13 protein-coding genes are annotated in these 16816 nt (G+C 49.8%); 7 read left to right on the forward strand and 6 right to left on the reverse strand.

All coding sequences use genetic code 11. The annotated features are described in order from the left end of the window. Positions 1-173 precede the first annotated feature (173 nt). The 5 genes from coaE to uvrA form a co-directional block, all read right to left on the reverse strand. Positions 174-743 (reverse strand): dephospho-CoA kinase, encoded by a 570-nt coding sequence (gene coaE, locus K2I50_RS05680; protein WP_301025241.1) that lies wholly within the window; start codon positions 741-743, stop codon positions 174-176. Positions 744-850: 107 nt separating this feature from the next. Next, complete coding sequence (locus tag K2I50_RS05685; RefSeq protein WP_301025242.1) at positions 851-1846, reverse strand: YbbR-like domain-containing protein; 996 nt, start codon at positions 1844-1846, stop codon at positions 851-853. Positions 1847-2265: 419 nt separating this feature from the next. Next, entirely contained in the window at positions 2266-2592 is a 327-nt protein-coding gene (gene yajC / locus K2I50_RS05690) for a preprotein translocase subunit YajC (protein WP_301025243.1), read from the reverse strand. A 157-nt stretch (positions 2593-2749) separates the two neighbouring features. After that, on the reverse strand, positions 2750-4195 hold the full coding sequence (locus K2I50_RS05695) for a transcription antitermination factor NusB (protein ID WP_301025244.1): 1446 nt from the start codon (positions 4193-4195) through the stop codon (positions 2750-2752). Positions 4196-4480: 285 nt separating this feature from the next. Continuing rightward, a complete protein-coding gene (uvrA, locus tag K2I50_RS05700) occupies positions 4481-7282 on the reverse strand; it encodes an excinuclease ABC subunit UvrA (protein WP_301025245.1) in 2802 nt (933 codons plus the stop codon). A 544-nt stretch (positions 7283-7826) separates the two neighbouring features. On the opposite strand from uvrA, the gene K2I50_RS05705 reads away from it, so the two are divergent. Further along, positions 7827-9560 carry a M23 family metallopeptidase gene (locus K2I50_RS05705; RefSeq protein ID WP_301025246.1) on the forward strand — a complete coding sequence of 578 codons (1734 nt, stop codon included), beginning with the start codon at positions 7827-7829 and terminating at the stop codon, positions 9558-9560. On the opposite strand, the gene K2I50_RS05710 is transcribed toward K2I50_RS05705, so the two are convergent. Next, positions 9550-10293 carry a response regulator transcription factor gene (locus K2I50_RS05710; protein ID WP_301025247.1) on the reverse strand — a complete coding sequence of 248 codons (744 nt, stop codon included), beginning with the start codon at positions 10291-10293 and terminating at the stop codon, positions 9550-9552. The genes K2I50_RS05705 and K2I50_RS05710 overlap by 11 nt on opposite strands. Before the next feature lie 98 nt (positions 10294-10391). Between K2I50_RS05710 and K2I50_RS05715 the strand changes: the two genes are divergently transcribed. From K2I50_RS05715 to K2I50_RS05740, 6 genes are all read left to right on the forward strand, one after another. After that, complete coding sequence (locus K2I50_RS05715; RefSeq protein ID WP_301025248.1) at positions 10392-11051, forward strand: DUF1349 domain-containing protein; 660 nt, start codon at positions 10392-10394, stop codon at positions 11049-11051. Between the two features lie 184 nt (positions 11052-11235). Next, positions 11236-12246, forward strand: coding sequence for an HU domain-containing protein (locus tag K2I50_RS05720; RefSeq protein ID WP_301025249.1), 1011 nt, complete (start codon positions 11236-11238; stop codon positions 12244-12246). 69 nt (positions 12247-12315) lie between these two features. Continuing rightward, positions 12316-12852 carry a nitroreductase family protein gene (locus K2I50_RS05725; RefSeq protein ID WP_301025250.1) on the forward strand — a complete coding sequence of 179 codons (537 nt, stop codon included), beginning with the start codon at positions 12316-12318 and terminating at the stop codon, positions 12850-12852. Next, on the forward strand, positions 12837-13628 hold the full coding sequence (locus K2I50_RS05730; protein ID WP_301025251.1) for a Rossmann-like and DUF2520 domain-containing protein: 792 nt from the start codon (positions 12837-12839) through the stop codon (positions 13626-13628). Before K2I50_RS05725 ends, K2I50_RS05730 begins: the two co-directional genes overlap by 16 nt. Continuing rightward, positions 13625-14149, forward strand: coding sequence for a KdsC family phosphatase (locus K2I50_RS05735; RefSeq protein ID WP_301025252.1), 525 nt, complete (start codon positions 13625-13627; stop codon positions 14147-14149). The genes K2I50_RS05730 and K2I50_RS05735 overlap by 4 nt, the downstream gene beginning before the upstream one ends. Before the next feature lie 81 nt (positions 14150-14230). Further along, a complete protein-coding gene (locus tag K2I50_RS05740; protein ID WP_301025253.1) occupies positions 14231-16795 on the forward strand; it encodes a glycoside hydrolase family 84 protein in 2565 nt (854 codons plus the stop codon). Positions 16796-16816: the final 21 nt, after the last annotated feature.

Genomic DNA, 16816 nt, shown 5'->3' on the forward strand with positions numbered 1-16816 from the left:
CTCCCTCACTGCGCGAACACATCTGCACGACGCTTGACCGCCCCAGCGTTAACAAATATTGGGGAACGGGGTCTAAAAAGTCACCCCGCAGAAGAAGCATCTGCGGGGTGGCGTTTTAGTTGGCCTCAGTGCAATCGGATGATGCAGTGATTATCTATACTTGCAGAGGATTCTCAGAGAAGTGCGAGCACTTGCGGAAGAAGTGGCTGCACATCGTCATTGACAATAAGATTGACACATGGATGTTTTTCCGGATGTGACGTACGCTGCTGAGCCTCTATGCGAGCCTTTACCTGCTCGGCAGTCATGGCGTTACGCCGCATTACTCGTCTTATCTTCAGGTCTTCAGGAGCAGATACTTCCCATACGTCATCGACAAGCCTGTCAAGCCTGCTTTCATATAGCAGAGCCGTCTCAAGCCATACTCGCTCAACGCCAGCCGACTCTGCCCATCGGCGGAAATCAGCTCGCACGGCACCATGCACTATCGAGTTGAGCTGTTCGAGCAGCGTGGCATCCGAGAAAACTACTGCGCCAAGACGCTTTCGGTCAATATTTCCATCAGCATCTATGGCATCACGACATATCTGCGTGGCAATAGCCTGTTTGATTTCTTCATCGGCATCCATAATCACTTTTGCCCGCGAGTCACAGTCATAGACAGGATAGCCCATCGTGCGCAGCATTTCCGATACTACGGACTTGCCGCTGCCGATTCCTCCGGTAATTGCGGTAATCTTCATGGTGTATCAGTGTTTTAGTAAAAGTTTGTAATAAATTGGTATTAAGGATTATATAACAGGTGCGATTTAAGAGAAAAAATATATATGCAAATGGAAAAAGGATATCCTTACTGATGACGCTGTTCTACAATGTACTCAACGCTGTCGGGCGAAATCGTAACATCGCGGTACAGTTCAGGCATCAGCGACATCGTGACGGGAATCTTTGATGTCGGAGCCGACAGAGCATCGGCAAAATCCACATATGCCTTTATGTCGTAAGGTTCTGTGTTGTATGCGCTCATAGGGATAAGATAGCTGACTTCAATCTGCGACGGGAATGTAAGCAAGCCATAGCCATCAGGCATATTCTTTACTACAATCGATGCCATCTGACTGCGTGCGATAAGAGGCTCGACAGGTATAGTGACTGTAACATTGTCGGGTACTATACGCACACCGTCGATTGGTTTTATCTTGACCAGGACGGAAGTAGTATCGGTAAGTTTCGAGCGTATAATCGGCATAGTCTCGACCGATGTAAGGGAATGGGGCATATCGGTGACAGAATATAACGTCACCGAATCGGTATTAATCGTGAGCGGTCCGTTCACTATGTTGCCAAGAGCCGGACGCACATCGGCATTGACATGTACGGCAACCTTGCGTCCCGGACTTGTAGTGTATGTCAGTTTCAGCGAATCAGGCGCCACAGTGACAATCTGCGATGAACTTCCGAAATAGTCGCGCAGTCGGGCCCCCAAATCCTGACGCCCCATAAGGAAACGATTATCATCCGTGCGTCCAACATATTCCCCCCAGTCGATTTTCATCACCTTGGAGTTGTTGAATCGATAACGCATCAGTATAGAGCCCTTGTCTCTTACGCTTGCCTTTATTACAGGCGGTACATCCGTAATAAATGTAACGCTGTCGGGCACATTGACAATAGCAATGGGCACATCAATATCATCCTGCGACTCATTGTTGAGCGTCAGAAGCAGCCAGAATACATAGGAAATGGCCAGAAACAAAAGAAACAGACCCACTTCGCGGCCACGTGACGACGTGACCGCAAGGTGGATTCTGTCTGTGATTTTACGTATTTTTTCCGTCAGTGCCATCCTCGCTATAGTGACATATCAGAGGGGTTGATTAAGAGCTTGTTTAATAATAAATGTTACCGTCAGGGCGGTCATTCGTCGAGCATATTTTCGCTTGTGATGAGGGAGTTATGGGGTTCCATAACGACCGAAGAGCAGGCGGAAAGATGCCGGCGATTGACCGACTGGAGGTAATTTGTTTCATATCGGTGATATATTTTTACATTTGTTTCAAAAGCAGGAGGGAGGTTGAATGGTTATAAAGTCACCTTTTGTCTCGTATATCTTGGCCGCTTTTCACCCTGTTCCTCAGTCGTGTACATAAAGTACACTCCTTCGTCACATGTCGAAAATCGCCTCAATATATACGACCCTGGCGGCAACATTTATTATTAAACAAGCTCTAAAATTGAGGCGCAGCCGGAATACCGACGGCCGGATTATTTCTGGGCAGTTGCCTCGGTGACTTCCTGAGCCGAAGGATATACCGAATTCTTGTCAATTGTGATGCGTACGCCTTCAGCAATCTCTATGTCGAAAGTAGTAGTGCCTACATTGCGGATTTTTCCATAGATACCACCTGCGGTGATAACCTTGTCACCCTTGGTAAGAGCGTCGCGAAATTTCTTAATCTCTTTCTGCTTCTTCTGCTGCGGACGAATCATAAAGAAATAGAACACGGCAAAAAGTATGACGATAAGGCCGATATTCATTATTCCGGCGCCGTTATTTCCGGCAGCCTGAAGAGCTATTAGATTGTAAATCATGATTAAATAGTCGTTGTTGTATTTATTATTAAATTTCTTCTCCTGCAAATATACACATATTTGCCGAGAAACCATCATTCAAGGCCTTTTTTGAAGCAAAATACACAAACCATCGCAACATTATCGCCAATGGCCCGGAATTATGCCGGCCCTGATGTCACTCTTTTACCAATGTGCCGTCGCTTTTAAGCTGATTGATTATGCCGTAGAGCATACCGGTCACAAACTGTCCGCTCTTTGCAGTCGAGTAGTAGTTGGCGATTTCAGTATATTCATTGACTGTCACGACGGTCGGTATCGACGGGAAGTTGAGCAGCTCGGCTATAGCAGTCTCGAGTATGACTATATCCATGAATGCAAGGCGCTCCGGATCCCAAGTGCTCCCCTCAAGGCGCGAGTCGATAAGAGCGCGGTACTCCTGCTGATGAGCCACTGCAGCATCAAAAAGACGCGGACCGAAGCGCTCGTCCTCGATGTCTTTGAATTTAGGCATCAGATTGACACTCTCCAGGTCGTCGCCGGCATGAGCGAAGCGACGTATAGTCTTAAGGACAAATGATCCCATGATTGCAAGGTCATCGTTCCAGAACACCGACTGCGCCTCAAGAGCCTCGGCCAGTTCGTCGCTGTCGGCTATCACGTTCTTGAAAAGAGCATACCACAACTCGCTGTCTTTTTCCATGTCGCTCACCGAATCGGCCATATAAGCCTTGTATATATCCGATTCCATGATTTTGTCAAGCAGATGGCGCAAAGTCACCTGGTCGTCAATCCAGCTTATCGGAGTAGCCTCAAGATATGCTTTCATGTCGGCATTTTCGGCGAGAGCGCGCACAAACTGATTTTCGACAAACTTCATATTCGGGTTGAGGTCGTCGTGGCTGGGCAGATATTTGTGCTTGGCTTCGTCAATCTGTATCTCGCGTGTATGCGTAAGGTCTATCATCAGCTGCAGGAGCGAGTGGTAGAGTTCGTAGGCCTTGTCGAGCGATGTGCCGAGCGAACGGCGAGCATCTATCAGTGAAGAACGCACGTCGGCATAATCATCAAGCGTGGCATCAAACATCTTGAGAGCCTCATTATAGCCGTTGATGGTAAATTCGGGATTGGAACGCACGAGAGTGTCAATACCCTTGTCGCGCAAAAGCACGGTGCGCATCAGATTCTTCCACAGACGGGCTTCGTCGTCAATCTCCATCGGTGTGCGCTTGCGCATGTATTCCTTGAATATGGCCGATTCCTTAACAGCGGCACTGTATACACCTCTCAATGGGGCCAGAGCCTCAATCCATGAACGCTGCGCCGTAATAATCGGACGGAGTTCATCGTTGGTAGACAGTGCTGCCGCAATGCGTGTGTATGGCTGTCCTGATTTAGAACGCTCGGGAGCAATGACGCGCAATACGTTGTCGCCGTCAAATGTTATACGGTAGCCTGAGTTGTCGAGAAGCAGCAACAGGAGTTCGTTGTATAGCGAGTGGGCGAAGCGCTTGTCGCGTGAAGGTGCGTCGGGAGCCGGGATAATATTAAATCGGCTTCTTGTAAGAAGGTAGGAATAAAGCATCTGTACTACCTTCATTCTGATGAGTATTCTATTAATCATAACTCGCTTTTTTTGAACTCTTTCAATTATCGATTCTGAACTCTTTCAATTTTTTCGGCTGCAAAGTTACAAAACATTCTCCACTCTCACCTACTTTTACCCCGGAAAAATGAAGATTTGTTAAAATATAGAAATATTATCAAATACCGATAACAGCAATCCATACACCACACGCCCGCTAAAGTGCTGAATGCGACTTCGTCCCAATGCAAGCACAGCTGTAGCGAGGCATGCATCGGGACGAAGTAGGCAAACTATTCTATGTATCAGAAACTGGTTAATAATCTACCGTATAAGCAGAGGTGCAAGATATCGGCCGGTATAACTGTCGGCACACGAGACTATCTGCTCGGGAGTGCCGGCGGCCACTACATTGCCACCGAGGTCACCACCTTCAGGACCGATGTCAATGACATGGTCGGCACATTTGATGACATCGAGATTATGCTCGATAATCAATACTGTATGTCCCTGTGCAATAAGACGGCTGAAACTGTCCATCAGCTTGTTTATATCATTCAGATGAAGTCCGGTAGTAGGCTCGTCAAATATAAACATAGTAGGCTCCGGCTTCTCCTGAGCGAGATAGTAGGCCAGTTTAACACGCTGGTTCTCGCCACCCGAGAGTGTCGACGACGACTGCCCGAGCTTGATATAACCCAGTCCGACATCCTGAAGCGGTTTAAGACGCTTCACTATCTTCTTGGCAAGTGAAGTATCGTCCTCACCAAAAAATTCTATCGCCTGATTGACTGTCATTTCAAGCACATCGTTGATATTCTGCCCACGATAACGGATGTCGAGTATCTCCGGCTTGAAACGCTGTCCATGACACGTCTCACAGGGTATTACGATGTCGGCCATAAACTGCATCTCAATCGTAATGGTACCCTCCCCTTTGCATTCCTCACATCGACCACCCTCGGTATTAAACGAGAAGAAGGCAGGTGTAAATCCCATCTGCTTCGCACCCTGCTGCTCTGCAAAAAGTTTGCGTATCTCATCGTATGCCTTAAGGTATGTGGCCGCATTGCTTCGCGACGAACGTCCTATAGGGTCCTGGTCGACAAACTCCACCGCCTTTATGCGCGACAAATCACCGCGCAATTCCTTGTGAAGCCCCGGAGCATCGCCTGCTTCGCCGAGCTGACGTACCATAGCTCGCCAAAACACATCGCGCACAAGTGTCGACTTGCCGCTGCCGCTGACTCCGGTGACTACAGTCATCACTCCGAGCGGGAAACGCACATCTATATTCTTCAGATTATGCTCACGCGCACCGACCACCTCTATATAGTCTTTCCAGCGACGACGGTGTGCAGGCAGAGGTACCGACAAATCACCGCGCAGATATTTTACGGTGTAAGAATCGGCCGCATCTGCCGGCAGCGAATCCACAGGACCCTGATAAACTATATTTCCGCCAAGGCGTCCGGCATCACGGCCCACATCGATAAGATAGTCGGCCGCACGCATTATATCGGCATCATGCTCCACAATTACCACCGTATTGCCAATCATCTGAAGGCGCCTGAGCACTTCCACAAGTTTGGCCGTGTCGCGCGGATGCAGTCCGATACTCGGCTCATCAAGTATATACAGCGAACCGACAAGACTGCTGCCCAATGAAGTGGCAAGATTGATGCGCTGGCTTTCACCTCCCGACAGAGTCGATGACAAGCGGTCGAGTGTAAGATAGCCGAGTCCTACATCGCAAAGGAATCCGATACGGTTGTTGATTTCCATAAGCAATCGGGTGGCCACACGCGATTCGGTATCGTCAAGCTCAAGTTCCGAGAACCACCGGCGCAGGTCGGCCACAGGCATGCTCACAAGTTCCATTATGGTACGGCCGCCGATTTTTACATACGACGCATCGGGCTTAAGCCGGGACCCATGACACTCGGGACACACCGTCTTTCCGCGATAGCGCGCCTTCATCACGCGATACTGTATCTTATACTGATTCTCGTCGACCCACCTGAAGAAGCCGTCGATACCATAAAACTTGCCGCGCCCATGCCAGAGGATATCAAGTTCGTCGGGTGTAAGTTCGCAATATGGCTTATGAATCGGAAATCCAAGCTGAGGCGCGAGTCGTATAAGGTCGCGCTTACATTCGCTCATCTTCTCTCCTCGCCAGCACACTACAGCATCGTCATAGACCGACAGAGAGGTGTCGGGCACCACCAGCGCAGGGTCAATGCCGACGGTCTTGCCAAACCCCTCGCATACGGGACACGCTCCGTAAGGGTTATTGAAATTGAACATAAGTTCGCTCGGCTCACGGAAAGTAATGCCGTCGGCCTCGAAACGCTTGGAAAATCTATGCTCCTTCAAGCCTTCGTCGGCCCATACAAGAAGCACCATTTCGTCGCGTCCCTCGAAAAAAGCAGTCTCCACCGACTCAGCAAGTCGACTCAGTTCGTCACCGTCAGCGGCTACTGCAAGACGGTCAATCAACAGCATAAGTCCGTCGGCCGACTCCGGCAGATTATCGCCGGCAAGCATCTCCTCTATATCAAGGAAACACCCGTCGGACAATGTAACGAGGCGAGAATACCCTCCCTTCATAAGTATATCAAGCTGCTGCCGCAAAGTACGCCCCTCAGGAAGAAATATCGGAGCTGCGACTGCAACGCGTGTCCCCTCAGGATACTGACCGGCGACTGAGAGCACATCGCCTACACTATGCTTGCGTACCTGCTCGCCGGAAACCGGAGAATAGGTGCGTCCTACACGCCCGAAAAGCAGACGCATATAATCATATATTTCAGTAGAGGTGCCTACCGTAGAACGCGGATTGCGCGTATTTACCTTCTGCTCTATGGCGATTGCCGGGGGGAGACCTCTGATAAAGTCTACCTCAGGCTTGGCCATTTTGCCAAGAAACTGACGGGCATAAGCCGACAGACTCTCGACATAACGTCGCTGCCCCTCGGCATAAAGGGTGTCGAATGCGAGACTGGACTTTCCGCTACCGCTTACGCCGGTTATAACCACCAGGCGATTGCGGGGAATCTCCACGCTTACATTCTTAAGATTGTTGACTCTTGCCCCTTGAATTAATATATTGCGTTCAGACATTGACTTTTCTTAATTAACTTACAAAGGTACAAATTCCCACACAAACGATATATATACAAAACATAACCCTCTACCAAAAAAGTGTTAACCACATGAATAGACACATCAGGCACACCATTCTCCGAGAAGTCAACCTGATTTTTCCGGTATTTTTTTTGGAGGATTCAACAAGAAGAACTATCTTTGCGTTATAAAGACAAAGGGAAAGAGATCCTGACGACACACTACAGACTTATCGAGGAAGCTATTCTCAAGCCTCAACATTCTGAGTTGTCGAAGATGATAACACCACATCAAAGTAGATTGGGAAACTCATCAATTAATAATGAAATACCGAGACATGCTTAGCTGTCTGATGGCGGGCCCCATCCCTCTTCTCGGAGAGTGGAGGTGTCTACGACACCAAGGCGGATTACAAAGGATGGCGAGCGCTCAAATCCTGTCATTCGGAGTTTCATCGCATTCCTTTGATGTGGCACTTTAAAAGAAAGGGCAGACCCTCCTCGGGCTGCCCTTCTTTTTTGTTACTAATAAGTGCTTGATTATGACATATCATATATGCGATAAGATGTTGCGAGACTGTGCTGCAGTCGCCGCATCCATTATAATTACAATAGCAGGGACAATAAGTGCCGACGCACAACAGAAACCGAACGGAAATATTGCCGGAGACAAACTGCCGGAACTTGGACTACCGCTCGACATACCATTGATACTCAGCGGTAATTTCGGCGAATTGCGACGCAACCATTTCCACTCCGGACTCGATTTCAAGACGCAGGGACGCACCGGACTCACCGTCCGCAGCGCCGACGACGGGTATGTAAGCCGAATTGTGGCCTCTCCATGGGGATTCGGACGCGCAGTATACGTCACACATCCGACAACAGGGCTGACCACAGTATACGGTCACCTCGAGGCCTTTTCTCCCGCCATCGACAAACGTGCGCGCGCAGAGCAATATGCCCGTGAGACATTCTCAATAGATATGAATTTCCTCCCCGGGGAAATCCAGGTAAAACGCGGGGAAGCCATAGGCCGAAGCGGAAACTCCGGCTCTTCGGGAGGCCCGCACCTGCACATGGATGTACGCGACACACACACCGGCGATCCGCTCGACCCGATGGTATACTATCGGCGACATATAAAAGATGCGGTAGCCCCTGAGGTAAGAGCACTTGGTCTGTATGCCGTCGACGGAGAAGGCGATGTAGCCGGAACTTCCACCCTCGTGCCTGCAAAATTTGCGCAGGGATTCACCGCCTGGGGACGTGTTGTCCCGGCAATAAAAGCCTACGACCGCATGAGCGGCACTACCAATATATATGGAGTGAAACATCTTGCACTCGAAGTCGACGGCAAAGAGGTGTACCGCCGCACGATTGACCGCTTTTCATTTGACAACACACGGGCTGTCAACACACTCACCGACTATGCCGGGGTAATCAACAATGGCTCATGGATGATGTGGACACAGATACCCGATGCCGAACCGCTTGGCGACATGATACGTACAGTCGACCGCGGCACACTGCTCATAAACGAAGAGCGCGATTACCATTGCCGATGGATTCTGGAGGACGAACACGGCAACCGCAAGACACAGCCGTTTACAATCCATGGCCGTAAAGCCGACATACCTGAGAGAGAGAGCAAAGGAAGTCTCATCGACCATCGCGGACGCAACACCTTCAATGTCGACGGGGTGGAAGTAACATTCCCCAAAGGCACATTCTACAATGACGGCTATATATCCATCACATCCACACCATCCGACAAATATCTTACACCCGTATACTCAGTAGGGAGCGCTACTGTACCTGTAAGCGGAGAGTTTGAAGTAAATATAAATGTACAGTGCCCGCCGGCTATAACCCCCGAAAAGCTATGCTTGGTAAGGCTCACACCCAAAGGCGGCTCTGCCAGGGTCGATGCGACATGGCGGGAGGGACGCATGGAGGGACGTCCGTCGGCACTTGGCCGTTTCACAGTCACAACCGATACTGTAGCTCCCAAAGTTCGCCCAGTCAAACCGGAAACCTGGGGACGCAACGGACGTGTAAAGTATGTACTTTCCGACAATCTCAGCGGTATAAAGACCTACCGAGGCACTATCGACGGAAAGTACGCACTGTTTGAGCTCGACGGCAAGACTGCCACAGCAACTTTCGTGATGGACCCGTCGCGCTTTACAAAAGGTAAAAAACACGAAGTAGTAATGACTGCGACAGATGCTTGCGGCAACACTACTACATCTCACGACACATTCATCTGGTAATAATCGAAAGACTCCTGGCCAGACGGCACGCCTCTGCCGAATTCTTCACCTGGAGTTTGGCCAGTATTTCCTGACGGTGACGGCTTACAGTATGCACGCTTATCGACATAGCCTCAGCTATCTCACGGCTTGAACGCCCCATGTCGATTAGTTCGAGCACCTGTTTTTCACGTCGCGAGAGTATACTGTCGTCAGACGCTGATGTAAGAGGATGAAGCTGACCCGTCACTGAATTTACGGCAACACTTCTGCCCGGAAAATCGAATGCCTGTGGCCCGTAGAGACACAGCGCATGACTCAAAGCATCTCCATCGGGTGTGTATATATAGTACATACGGTGGAGCACATCGACCGGCGACATCCCGCATGGCATGAAGCGCAGTTTGGCGGCAAGAAAATAAGCCTGCCTACGTCCGCGAGGCATATGCCGCAGAAAATTATAAAACCTCAGCTCTGCCAGATACTTCTCCTCACGGTCAGCCTCAGGAATAAGGTCAAGTATCTCTTTTTCCCAGATTGAGTTTTCCGAAATATAGCGCTGCAACCCTATGCAGTCGCCGAACGCACCGTGAAATATACGGCTCGTTCCGGCTTTCAGGTCGCTGAGCACAGCCACAACATTCTCCATCGTTGCTATAGCCTCGGCATAGCGTTCCACAGCTACACGGTCGGCGCATGCTATCGATTTAGGCTGGTTTCTCATTATGGTATCAAGACGGCGGAAGGTATCCATATGCAAAAATGGTTATTTTTAGCCATTGCCTGCTATAAAGCAAGCCATTAACTTTGCAAAGTTAATTGATTGAATGGTTATTTAAAAACAATAAAGCAATGAATATAAAGGCAACATTAGCAACAGCATTATCACTTATTGCAGCACAATCGGTTTGTGGCCAGACACTTGAAAAGATGAACTGGTTTAACGAACCGGCACAATGGAACATCGACGGAGGTAAACTCACCATGGATGTAACCCCGCAGAGCGACTATTGGCGGATATCACACTACGGATTTACCGTCGACGACGCTCCTTTCTATTATGCCGAATACGGAGGCGAATTCGAGGCTAAAGTCAAAGTGAGCGGCGACTATAAAGTGCGCTTCGACCAGGCCGGAATGATGATACGCATCGATCACGAAAACTATATCAAGGCCGGCATCGAATTTGTCGACGGCAAATATAACCTAAGTACAGTAGTCACCCATCACACATCCGACTGGAGTGTTATTGCACTTGACCGTCCTGTCGATTTCATATGGATAAAAGCTGTGCGACGCCTCGACGCCATAGAGATATTCTACTCTTTCGACGACAAAGAATACACACTCATGCGCAACGCATGGATGGAGGCCAACCGCCCTGTAAAAATAGGCATGATGGCCGCATGTCCCGATGGGAACGGCTTCCGTGCCACATTCTCCGACTTTTCTGTGAAGCATCTGCCCGACGCCACACGTGTAAAGTGGCTGCAACAGAATGCCGGTGAGTAACCGATAACTATATTTCACCACTCTCATCGCAACCATACATTATCACCGGGCCGGAGTCATCATGATTCCGGCCCGGTGATAATCCCCATAATACATCCGTTGCAGACCGTTTATCGTACGTACGCCATGATAAAAACGTTTCGTTTCGTTTTGAAAAATGCCAGGAAGTGCTTAACTTTGCGTAGTGATATCGATAATCGAGCATATAGAATATCTGGTGCTCCGACATGACTGCGTTGTCGTGCCGGGTCTTGGTGCGCTTATAGCCCACCACACTCCGGCATCCATCGATACCGAGCTGGGGTGTATATTTCCGCCCCGACGCTCAATCACTTTCAATGCCGAGCTTGTCCACAACGACGGACTGCTGGTAAGCTCCGTTGCCCGACGCCATCGTCTTACATACGACCAGGCATCGCAGATTGTGACCGACTGCGTAAATACCATGCGCTATCAGATGCAACAGGAAGGAGAAACCGGCCTCGGACATCTCGGAGTATTATCGCTTTCTGAAGAAGGCGTGCCGTCGTTCGAACCTTTCGAAAGTGCTGACGTCTCGCCACGTTATATCGGATTGAGCGCAATAAAAGCCACTCCGCTGAGCCTGCATTCACCGGCACAGCATATTGTCGATTCATCCATGCGACAGGAAGAGGCGTCAGGCTCATACGCTGCCCCGGTAAAGCGCGGAATACTTCAGGTAGCTGCCGCAATGGTAGCGCTGATAATGCTCGGACTCATGCTGTCGACACCAATCGTCGACAACCGTGCCATGCGTGCCTCAATGGGCCCGACCATTGAAAGGAGCAAATCATCGGCATGCGATGAGCTAAAGACTCTCGACAACCGCACACGCCGGCTCACCCTGGCGATTGCAATGCCCGACTCTACATCCGCCACAGCCACCGCCATACCGGCCCCTGTCGCAAAACGTGAGGGACCCACTCCGGTAGAAAGCATTCGCTGCGACGCCACCGACCGCTACTTCCTTGTTGTGGCATCCCTTCCTTCAGCTTACAAGGCCTCGGAATATATCGAAGAGCACCCCAACGGAAATGAAATGCATCTGCTTGAGTGTGACGGACGTTACCGTATATATGTAGCTACAGGCAAGACCTTCGAGGCTGCCCAGCGCCCGATGTTGAGTGAAGGCTTTGCCGACCGATATCCGCAGGCATGGGTATGCCGCAGATAACACCCATACCGTGAATTTACAGGGCAATCGTGCAGAGATTGCATATGTCAAACATATACCCTCAATACAATGACTTCATTCCACGACCTTATAACAAACCGTCGCAGTATCCGCAAATATACCGATGAAGAGATATCCGCTGACGATGTCAAGACCATCATGGAGGCTGCCCTTATGGCCCCGACAAGCAAAAGCAGCCGTCCATGGCAATTTGTGATAGTAGAGGACGCAGCTCGGCTCGAAGCTCTAAGCAAATGCAAAGAAGCCGGAGCAATGCCTATTGCCAAAGCCCCACTTGCCATAGTAGTGGCTGTCGATGTTGAGGCAAGCGATCCTTGGATAGAAGATGCAGCAATAGCCGCCACCTTCATACAGCTTCAGGCTCAGGATCTCGGACTGGGCTCATGCTGGATACAGATACGTGGACGATACACCGACCGCGACCTTGAGTCGGAAACCTACGTACAAAATGTACTTGACATGCCTGACACCATTCTTCCTGTTGCGATAATAACCATCGGACATCCGGCAGAAGAGAAAAAGCCCCAGAATCTGGAAAAACTGCTATGGGAGAAGGTACATATCAACGAATGGAAGGAACGCTGAACAGGACGACATCAGACATCCCGGGACGAATAGTATTGCTCGGCTCGGGAAATGTGGCCACACATCTGGCCAAGGCGCTTGCCCCTAATATTATACAGGTTTGGTCGCGCAATCCACGACATGCCGAAACTCTCGCGCTCAACATTGGTGCCGAAGCCATAGAAAATCTCAATGACATAGCACCTGACGCCGACCTCTATCTGATATCGGTAAGCGACGATGCCATCATCCCGCTTGCCGAGCAACTTCAGGGGCGCAAAGGCATATGGGCGCATACATCCGGCTCGATACCGGCCACGGCCCTGAAAGGAGTCGGAGATGCACATGGCGTATTCTATCCGTTGCAGACATTCTCACGTGATGTTGATGTAGACATAACTCAGGTACCGTTGTTCATAGAGGCGTCAACATCCGAGGCTGCCGACAAGCTCAAGAAGACCGCCGCAATATTCACGTCCCACATATACGATGCCGATTCCGACCGGAGGCGCAGACTTCACATCGCAGCTGTCTTTGCATGCAACTTTGCCAATTACATGTGGCTCAAAGCCGACACTCTTCTCCGTGAAGAAGGGCTTGACATCCGTGTATTTGCCCCGCTTATCGAAGCTACGCTCACCAAAGCGATGACAACAGGACCTCGCGACGGACAGACAGGACCGGCCCGACGTGGCGACCGCTCGGTAATAGCATCCCACGAGACAATGCTGCATGGTGATGACCGAGAAATATATTCACTGATATCAGCCTCAATACTAAAATATTTCAATAAATGAGCAAGATTGACTACGACCTCAGGCTCATACGCGGCATCGTATTCGATGTCGACGGGGTGCTATCGCCTTCATGCATACCTCTCGGTAGCGATGGTATGCCGCAACGCATGGTCAATATTAAGGATGGATATGCCATACAGCTTGCTGTAAAATGCGGCTACAAAATTGCGATCATCACCGGAGCCGACTCTCAGGCCGTATACGACCGCTTCAGCGGGCTTGGCGTAAAGGACATATATATGAAAGCCGGCGTTAAAATCAACGTTCTGCACGAGTGGATGAAACGCCAAGGGCTTAAACCGGAAGAGGTGGCATACGCCGGCGACGACATTCCCGACTACGAGGTAATGCGGCATGTCGGACTCCCGGTTGCTCCTCGCGATGCTGCACGTGAGATAAAAGAGACTGCACGATATATATCGCCATACGATGGAGGATATGGTGTAGGGCGCGATCTTATCGAAGAGATAATGCGGGCACAAGGTCATTGGATGAAAGATGAAAAAGCCTTCGGATGGTAACAGTCGCACTAAAGCTACAAACTATACTATTCTGATTACACAACTGACAATCAATCTACAAACTATAACATTTCCCTTAACATGGACCTAAGGAAAACTATGATTTCAGCCGCAATGACTGCTGTCATGTGCGCTACAGTACCAAACACAGCTGCAGCCGACGAAGGTGCGTTTGATTTATCATCGCAACGATCAGAAGTACAGCAGCTGAATCCTGTACCAGGAAAAAAAATCGATCATCAGGGGCTGGTAATAAATCCCACTCCCCACAGCATCGACATCGACCGGAACTCGGTGTATACCCTGCCATCCTCAAAAAACATCAAAGACAAAAAAGGAAAATTCGCTTATACAATCGCTGAAATCGTACCTGGAGGCATAGACCTGACTATCGACTTCGGAGAGAAACCGGCAAAAAAAAATGGAGTCGAACTCCGACCGGAAGCCTATCAGCTTACTGTTGACAAAAAAGGCGTCACTATCACCGGATATGATGAAGCTGGAGCATTCTACGGTCTTCAGACACTACGCCAGATACTTGCATCAGAGATTGCATCATCAGGCTCTATCCCGTATATGACTGTCAACGACTGGCCATCGCTGTCGCGCCGAGGTGTTATCGAAGGATTCTACGGAGACCCCTGGAGCCACGATGTACGCCTGTCGCTCATCGACTACTATGGAAAAAACAAGCTCAACAGCTACTTTTTCGGTCCTAAGGACGACCCATACCACAGCACTCCCCACTGGCGACAGCCATATCCGGAGCCAGAGGCTAAAAAAATCAAAGAGCTGGTAGAGGCTGCCAACCGCAACCATGTCGACTTCATTTGGGCAATACACCCCGGAGGAGATATCCGCTGGAACGAGGCCGACTACGACAGCCTTGTCAGCAAACTCGACATGATGTATGACCTTGGAGTAAGGGCTTTCGCTCTTTTCTTTGATGATATCGACGGCGAAGGACGCAATCCCGTGAAGCAAGTCGACCTGTTCAACCGCCTCAACCGCGAGTTCGTAAAAAAGAAAGGCGATGTAAGCAATCTCGTAGTATGTCCTACCGACTACTCCCGCCTATGGGCTAAAACCGACTCGGCCGGAGCTCTTGCTACATACGGACGCTCGCTCGACAAGTCGATAGAAGTATTCTATACCGGCGACGTTGTATGCAGCGACCTTACACACGAGACTATGGACTTCTTCAACGGACTTATCCGTCGCCCGGGATTCTGGTGGTGGAACTATCCTGTATCAGACTATTGCCGCAACTTCATACTCCAGGGTCCTGTATACGGACTGGACACCACTATTACCGAAGATGATGTAGTAGGATTCGGCACAAATCCGATGGAACATGGCGAAGCCTCCAAACTGGCTCTTTACGGTGTAGCCGACTATACATGGAATACCCCGGCCTATAATGCCATTGACAACTGGGAACGCGCTTTGGCCGACCTTGCCCCTGATGCCACCGACGCCTACCGTACATTCGCCATACACTCTTCCGATACCGAAAACGGATACCGACGCGACGAATCGTGGGAGACCTCGACATTCTCACTCAATGAATACACCCCCGAAAAAGCTGCGGCTCTGCTGGCTGAATTTAAGAAAATCGAAAAAGTTCCTGCCATTATGGAGTCGAAATGCAACAATCAGCTGCTGATGAAGGAACTTAAGCCTTGGCTTACCGAATTCGGCAAACTCGGCCAGCGCGGAGTGGAAGCCATAGACCTGATTGAACAATACCGCGCCGGCAACGACTCTGTATTCTGGACCGGATATGTCGACGCGCTGATGACTCCCGAAGAGCGTAAAGCCTACGATGCCCACAAATCAGGCACACTGAAGCTACAGCCTTTCATCGAGAATGCACTCGAAGATATGGCAATCGCATTCTACGGACGAGTTACAGGAAACACACCCACGATATATATACCGATTGGCACATATCCCAATCTGGCCACTCGCCAGTCACGTCTGATGACCGACAGAGACACCACAAACCACTATACCTCGGCTGAAGCGCAGAAAGATGGCGACTGGATTGGTCTCGACCTCGGCACAATACGTAAAGTCAATAATATCCGCGTGATGCAGGGGCGCAACTCCACAGCCGACACTGATTATTTTGACAATGTCGTACTTCAGGCATCTGCCGACGGACATGCATGGACCAATCTTACATCTCCTTTAAAAGAGACCTACGATATCATCTGGAAAGATGAAAACGGAATCGATGCTCGCTACGTGCGCATAAAGAGACTCGACTCAAAGCGTACAAGCTGGACTACTGTAAGGGAATTCATCGTAAATCCCGTCACCGCCGACAACCTTCCCTACAAGGCTACCGCTTCTGCTGCTGTTGACGGCATGCTCAACGCATTCGACCAGAATCCCGACACATATTCTACACTTGCAGGAGACACATGGAGCCTCATCCCCGATAGCGGAGCCAAATCGATTCTTGTACTCAGCAAGAAAAACGGCAACCCTGTCACCGTCGACCAGATTGATGCAAAAGGCAACATCGTGTCATCCGACACAATTGCCACACCATGGCGCAAAATCAATATTGCAAACGGCACGACTAAAGTAAATTTCCGCTCAAACGGAGCAGAGATTTGCGAAATAGTTGTACTCTGAAACAAATACTCATCATATAGC

The sequence above is a fragment of the Muribaculum sp. genome, from assembly GCF_029051885.1.
Taxonomy (GTDB): domain Bacteria; phylum Bacteroidota; class Bacteroidia; order Bacteroidales; family Muribaculaceae; genus Muribaculum.

Bases quoted from the DNA above. Each gene is read 5' to 3' on its own strand.
- coaE (WP_301025241.1), bottom strand. From the start codon at position 743: ATGAAGATTACCGCAATTACCGGAGGAATCGGCAGCGGCAAGTCCGTA.
- K2I50_RS05685 (WP_301025242.1), bottom strand. From the start codon at position 1,846: ATGGCACTGACGGAAAAAATACGTAAAATCACAGACAGAATCCACCTT.
- yajC (WP_301025243.1), bottom strand. From the start codon at position 2,592: ATGATTTACAATCTAATAGCTCTTCAGGCTGCCGGAAATAACGGCGCC.
- K2I50_RS05695 (WP_301025244.1), bottom strand. From the start codon at position 4,195: ATGATTAATAGAATACTCATCAGAATGAAGGTAGTACAGATGCTTTAT.
- uvrA (WP_301025245.1), bottom strand. From the start codon at position 7,282: ATGTCTGAACGCAATATATTAATTCAAGGGGCAAGAGTCAACAATCTT.
- K2I50_RS05705 (WP_301025246.1), top strand. From the start codon at position 7,827: ATGACATATCATATATGCGATAAGATGTTGCGAGACTGTGCTGCAGTC.
- K2I50_RS05710 (WP_301025247.1), bottom strand. From the start codon at position 10,293: ATGGATACCTTCCGCCGTCTTGATACCATAATGAGAAACCAGCCTAAA.
- K2I50_RS05715 (WP_301025248.1), top strand. From the start codon at position 10,392: ATGAATATAAAGGCAACATTAGCAACAGCATTATCACTTATTGCAGCA.
- K2I50_RS05725 (WP_301025250.1), top strand. From the start codon at position 12,316: ATGACTTCATTCCACGACCTTATAACAAACCGTCGCAGTATCCGCAAA.
- K2I50_RS05730 (WP_301025251.1), top strand. From the start codon at position 12,837: ATGGAAGGAACGCTGAACAGGACGACATCAGACATCCCGGGACGAATA.
- K2I50_RS05735 (WP_301025252.1), top strand. From the start codon at position 13,625: ATGAGCAAGATTGACTACGACCTCAGGCTCATACGCGGCATCGTATTC.
- K2I50_RS05740 (WP_301025253.1), top strand. From the start codon at position 14,231: ATGGACCTAAGGAAAACTATGATTTCAGCCGCAATGACTGCTGTCATG.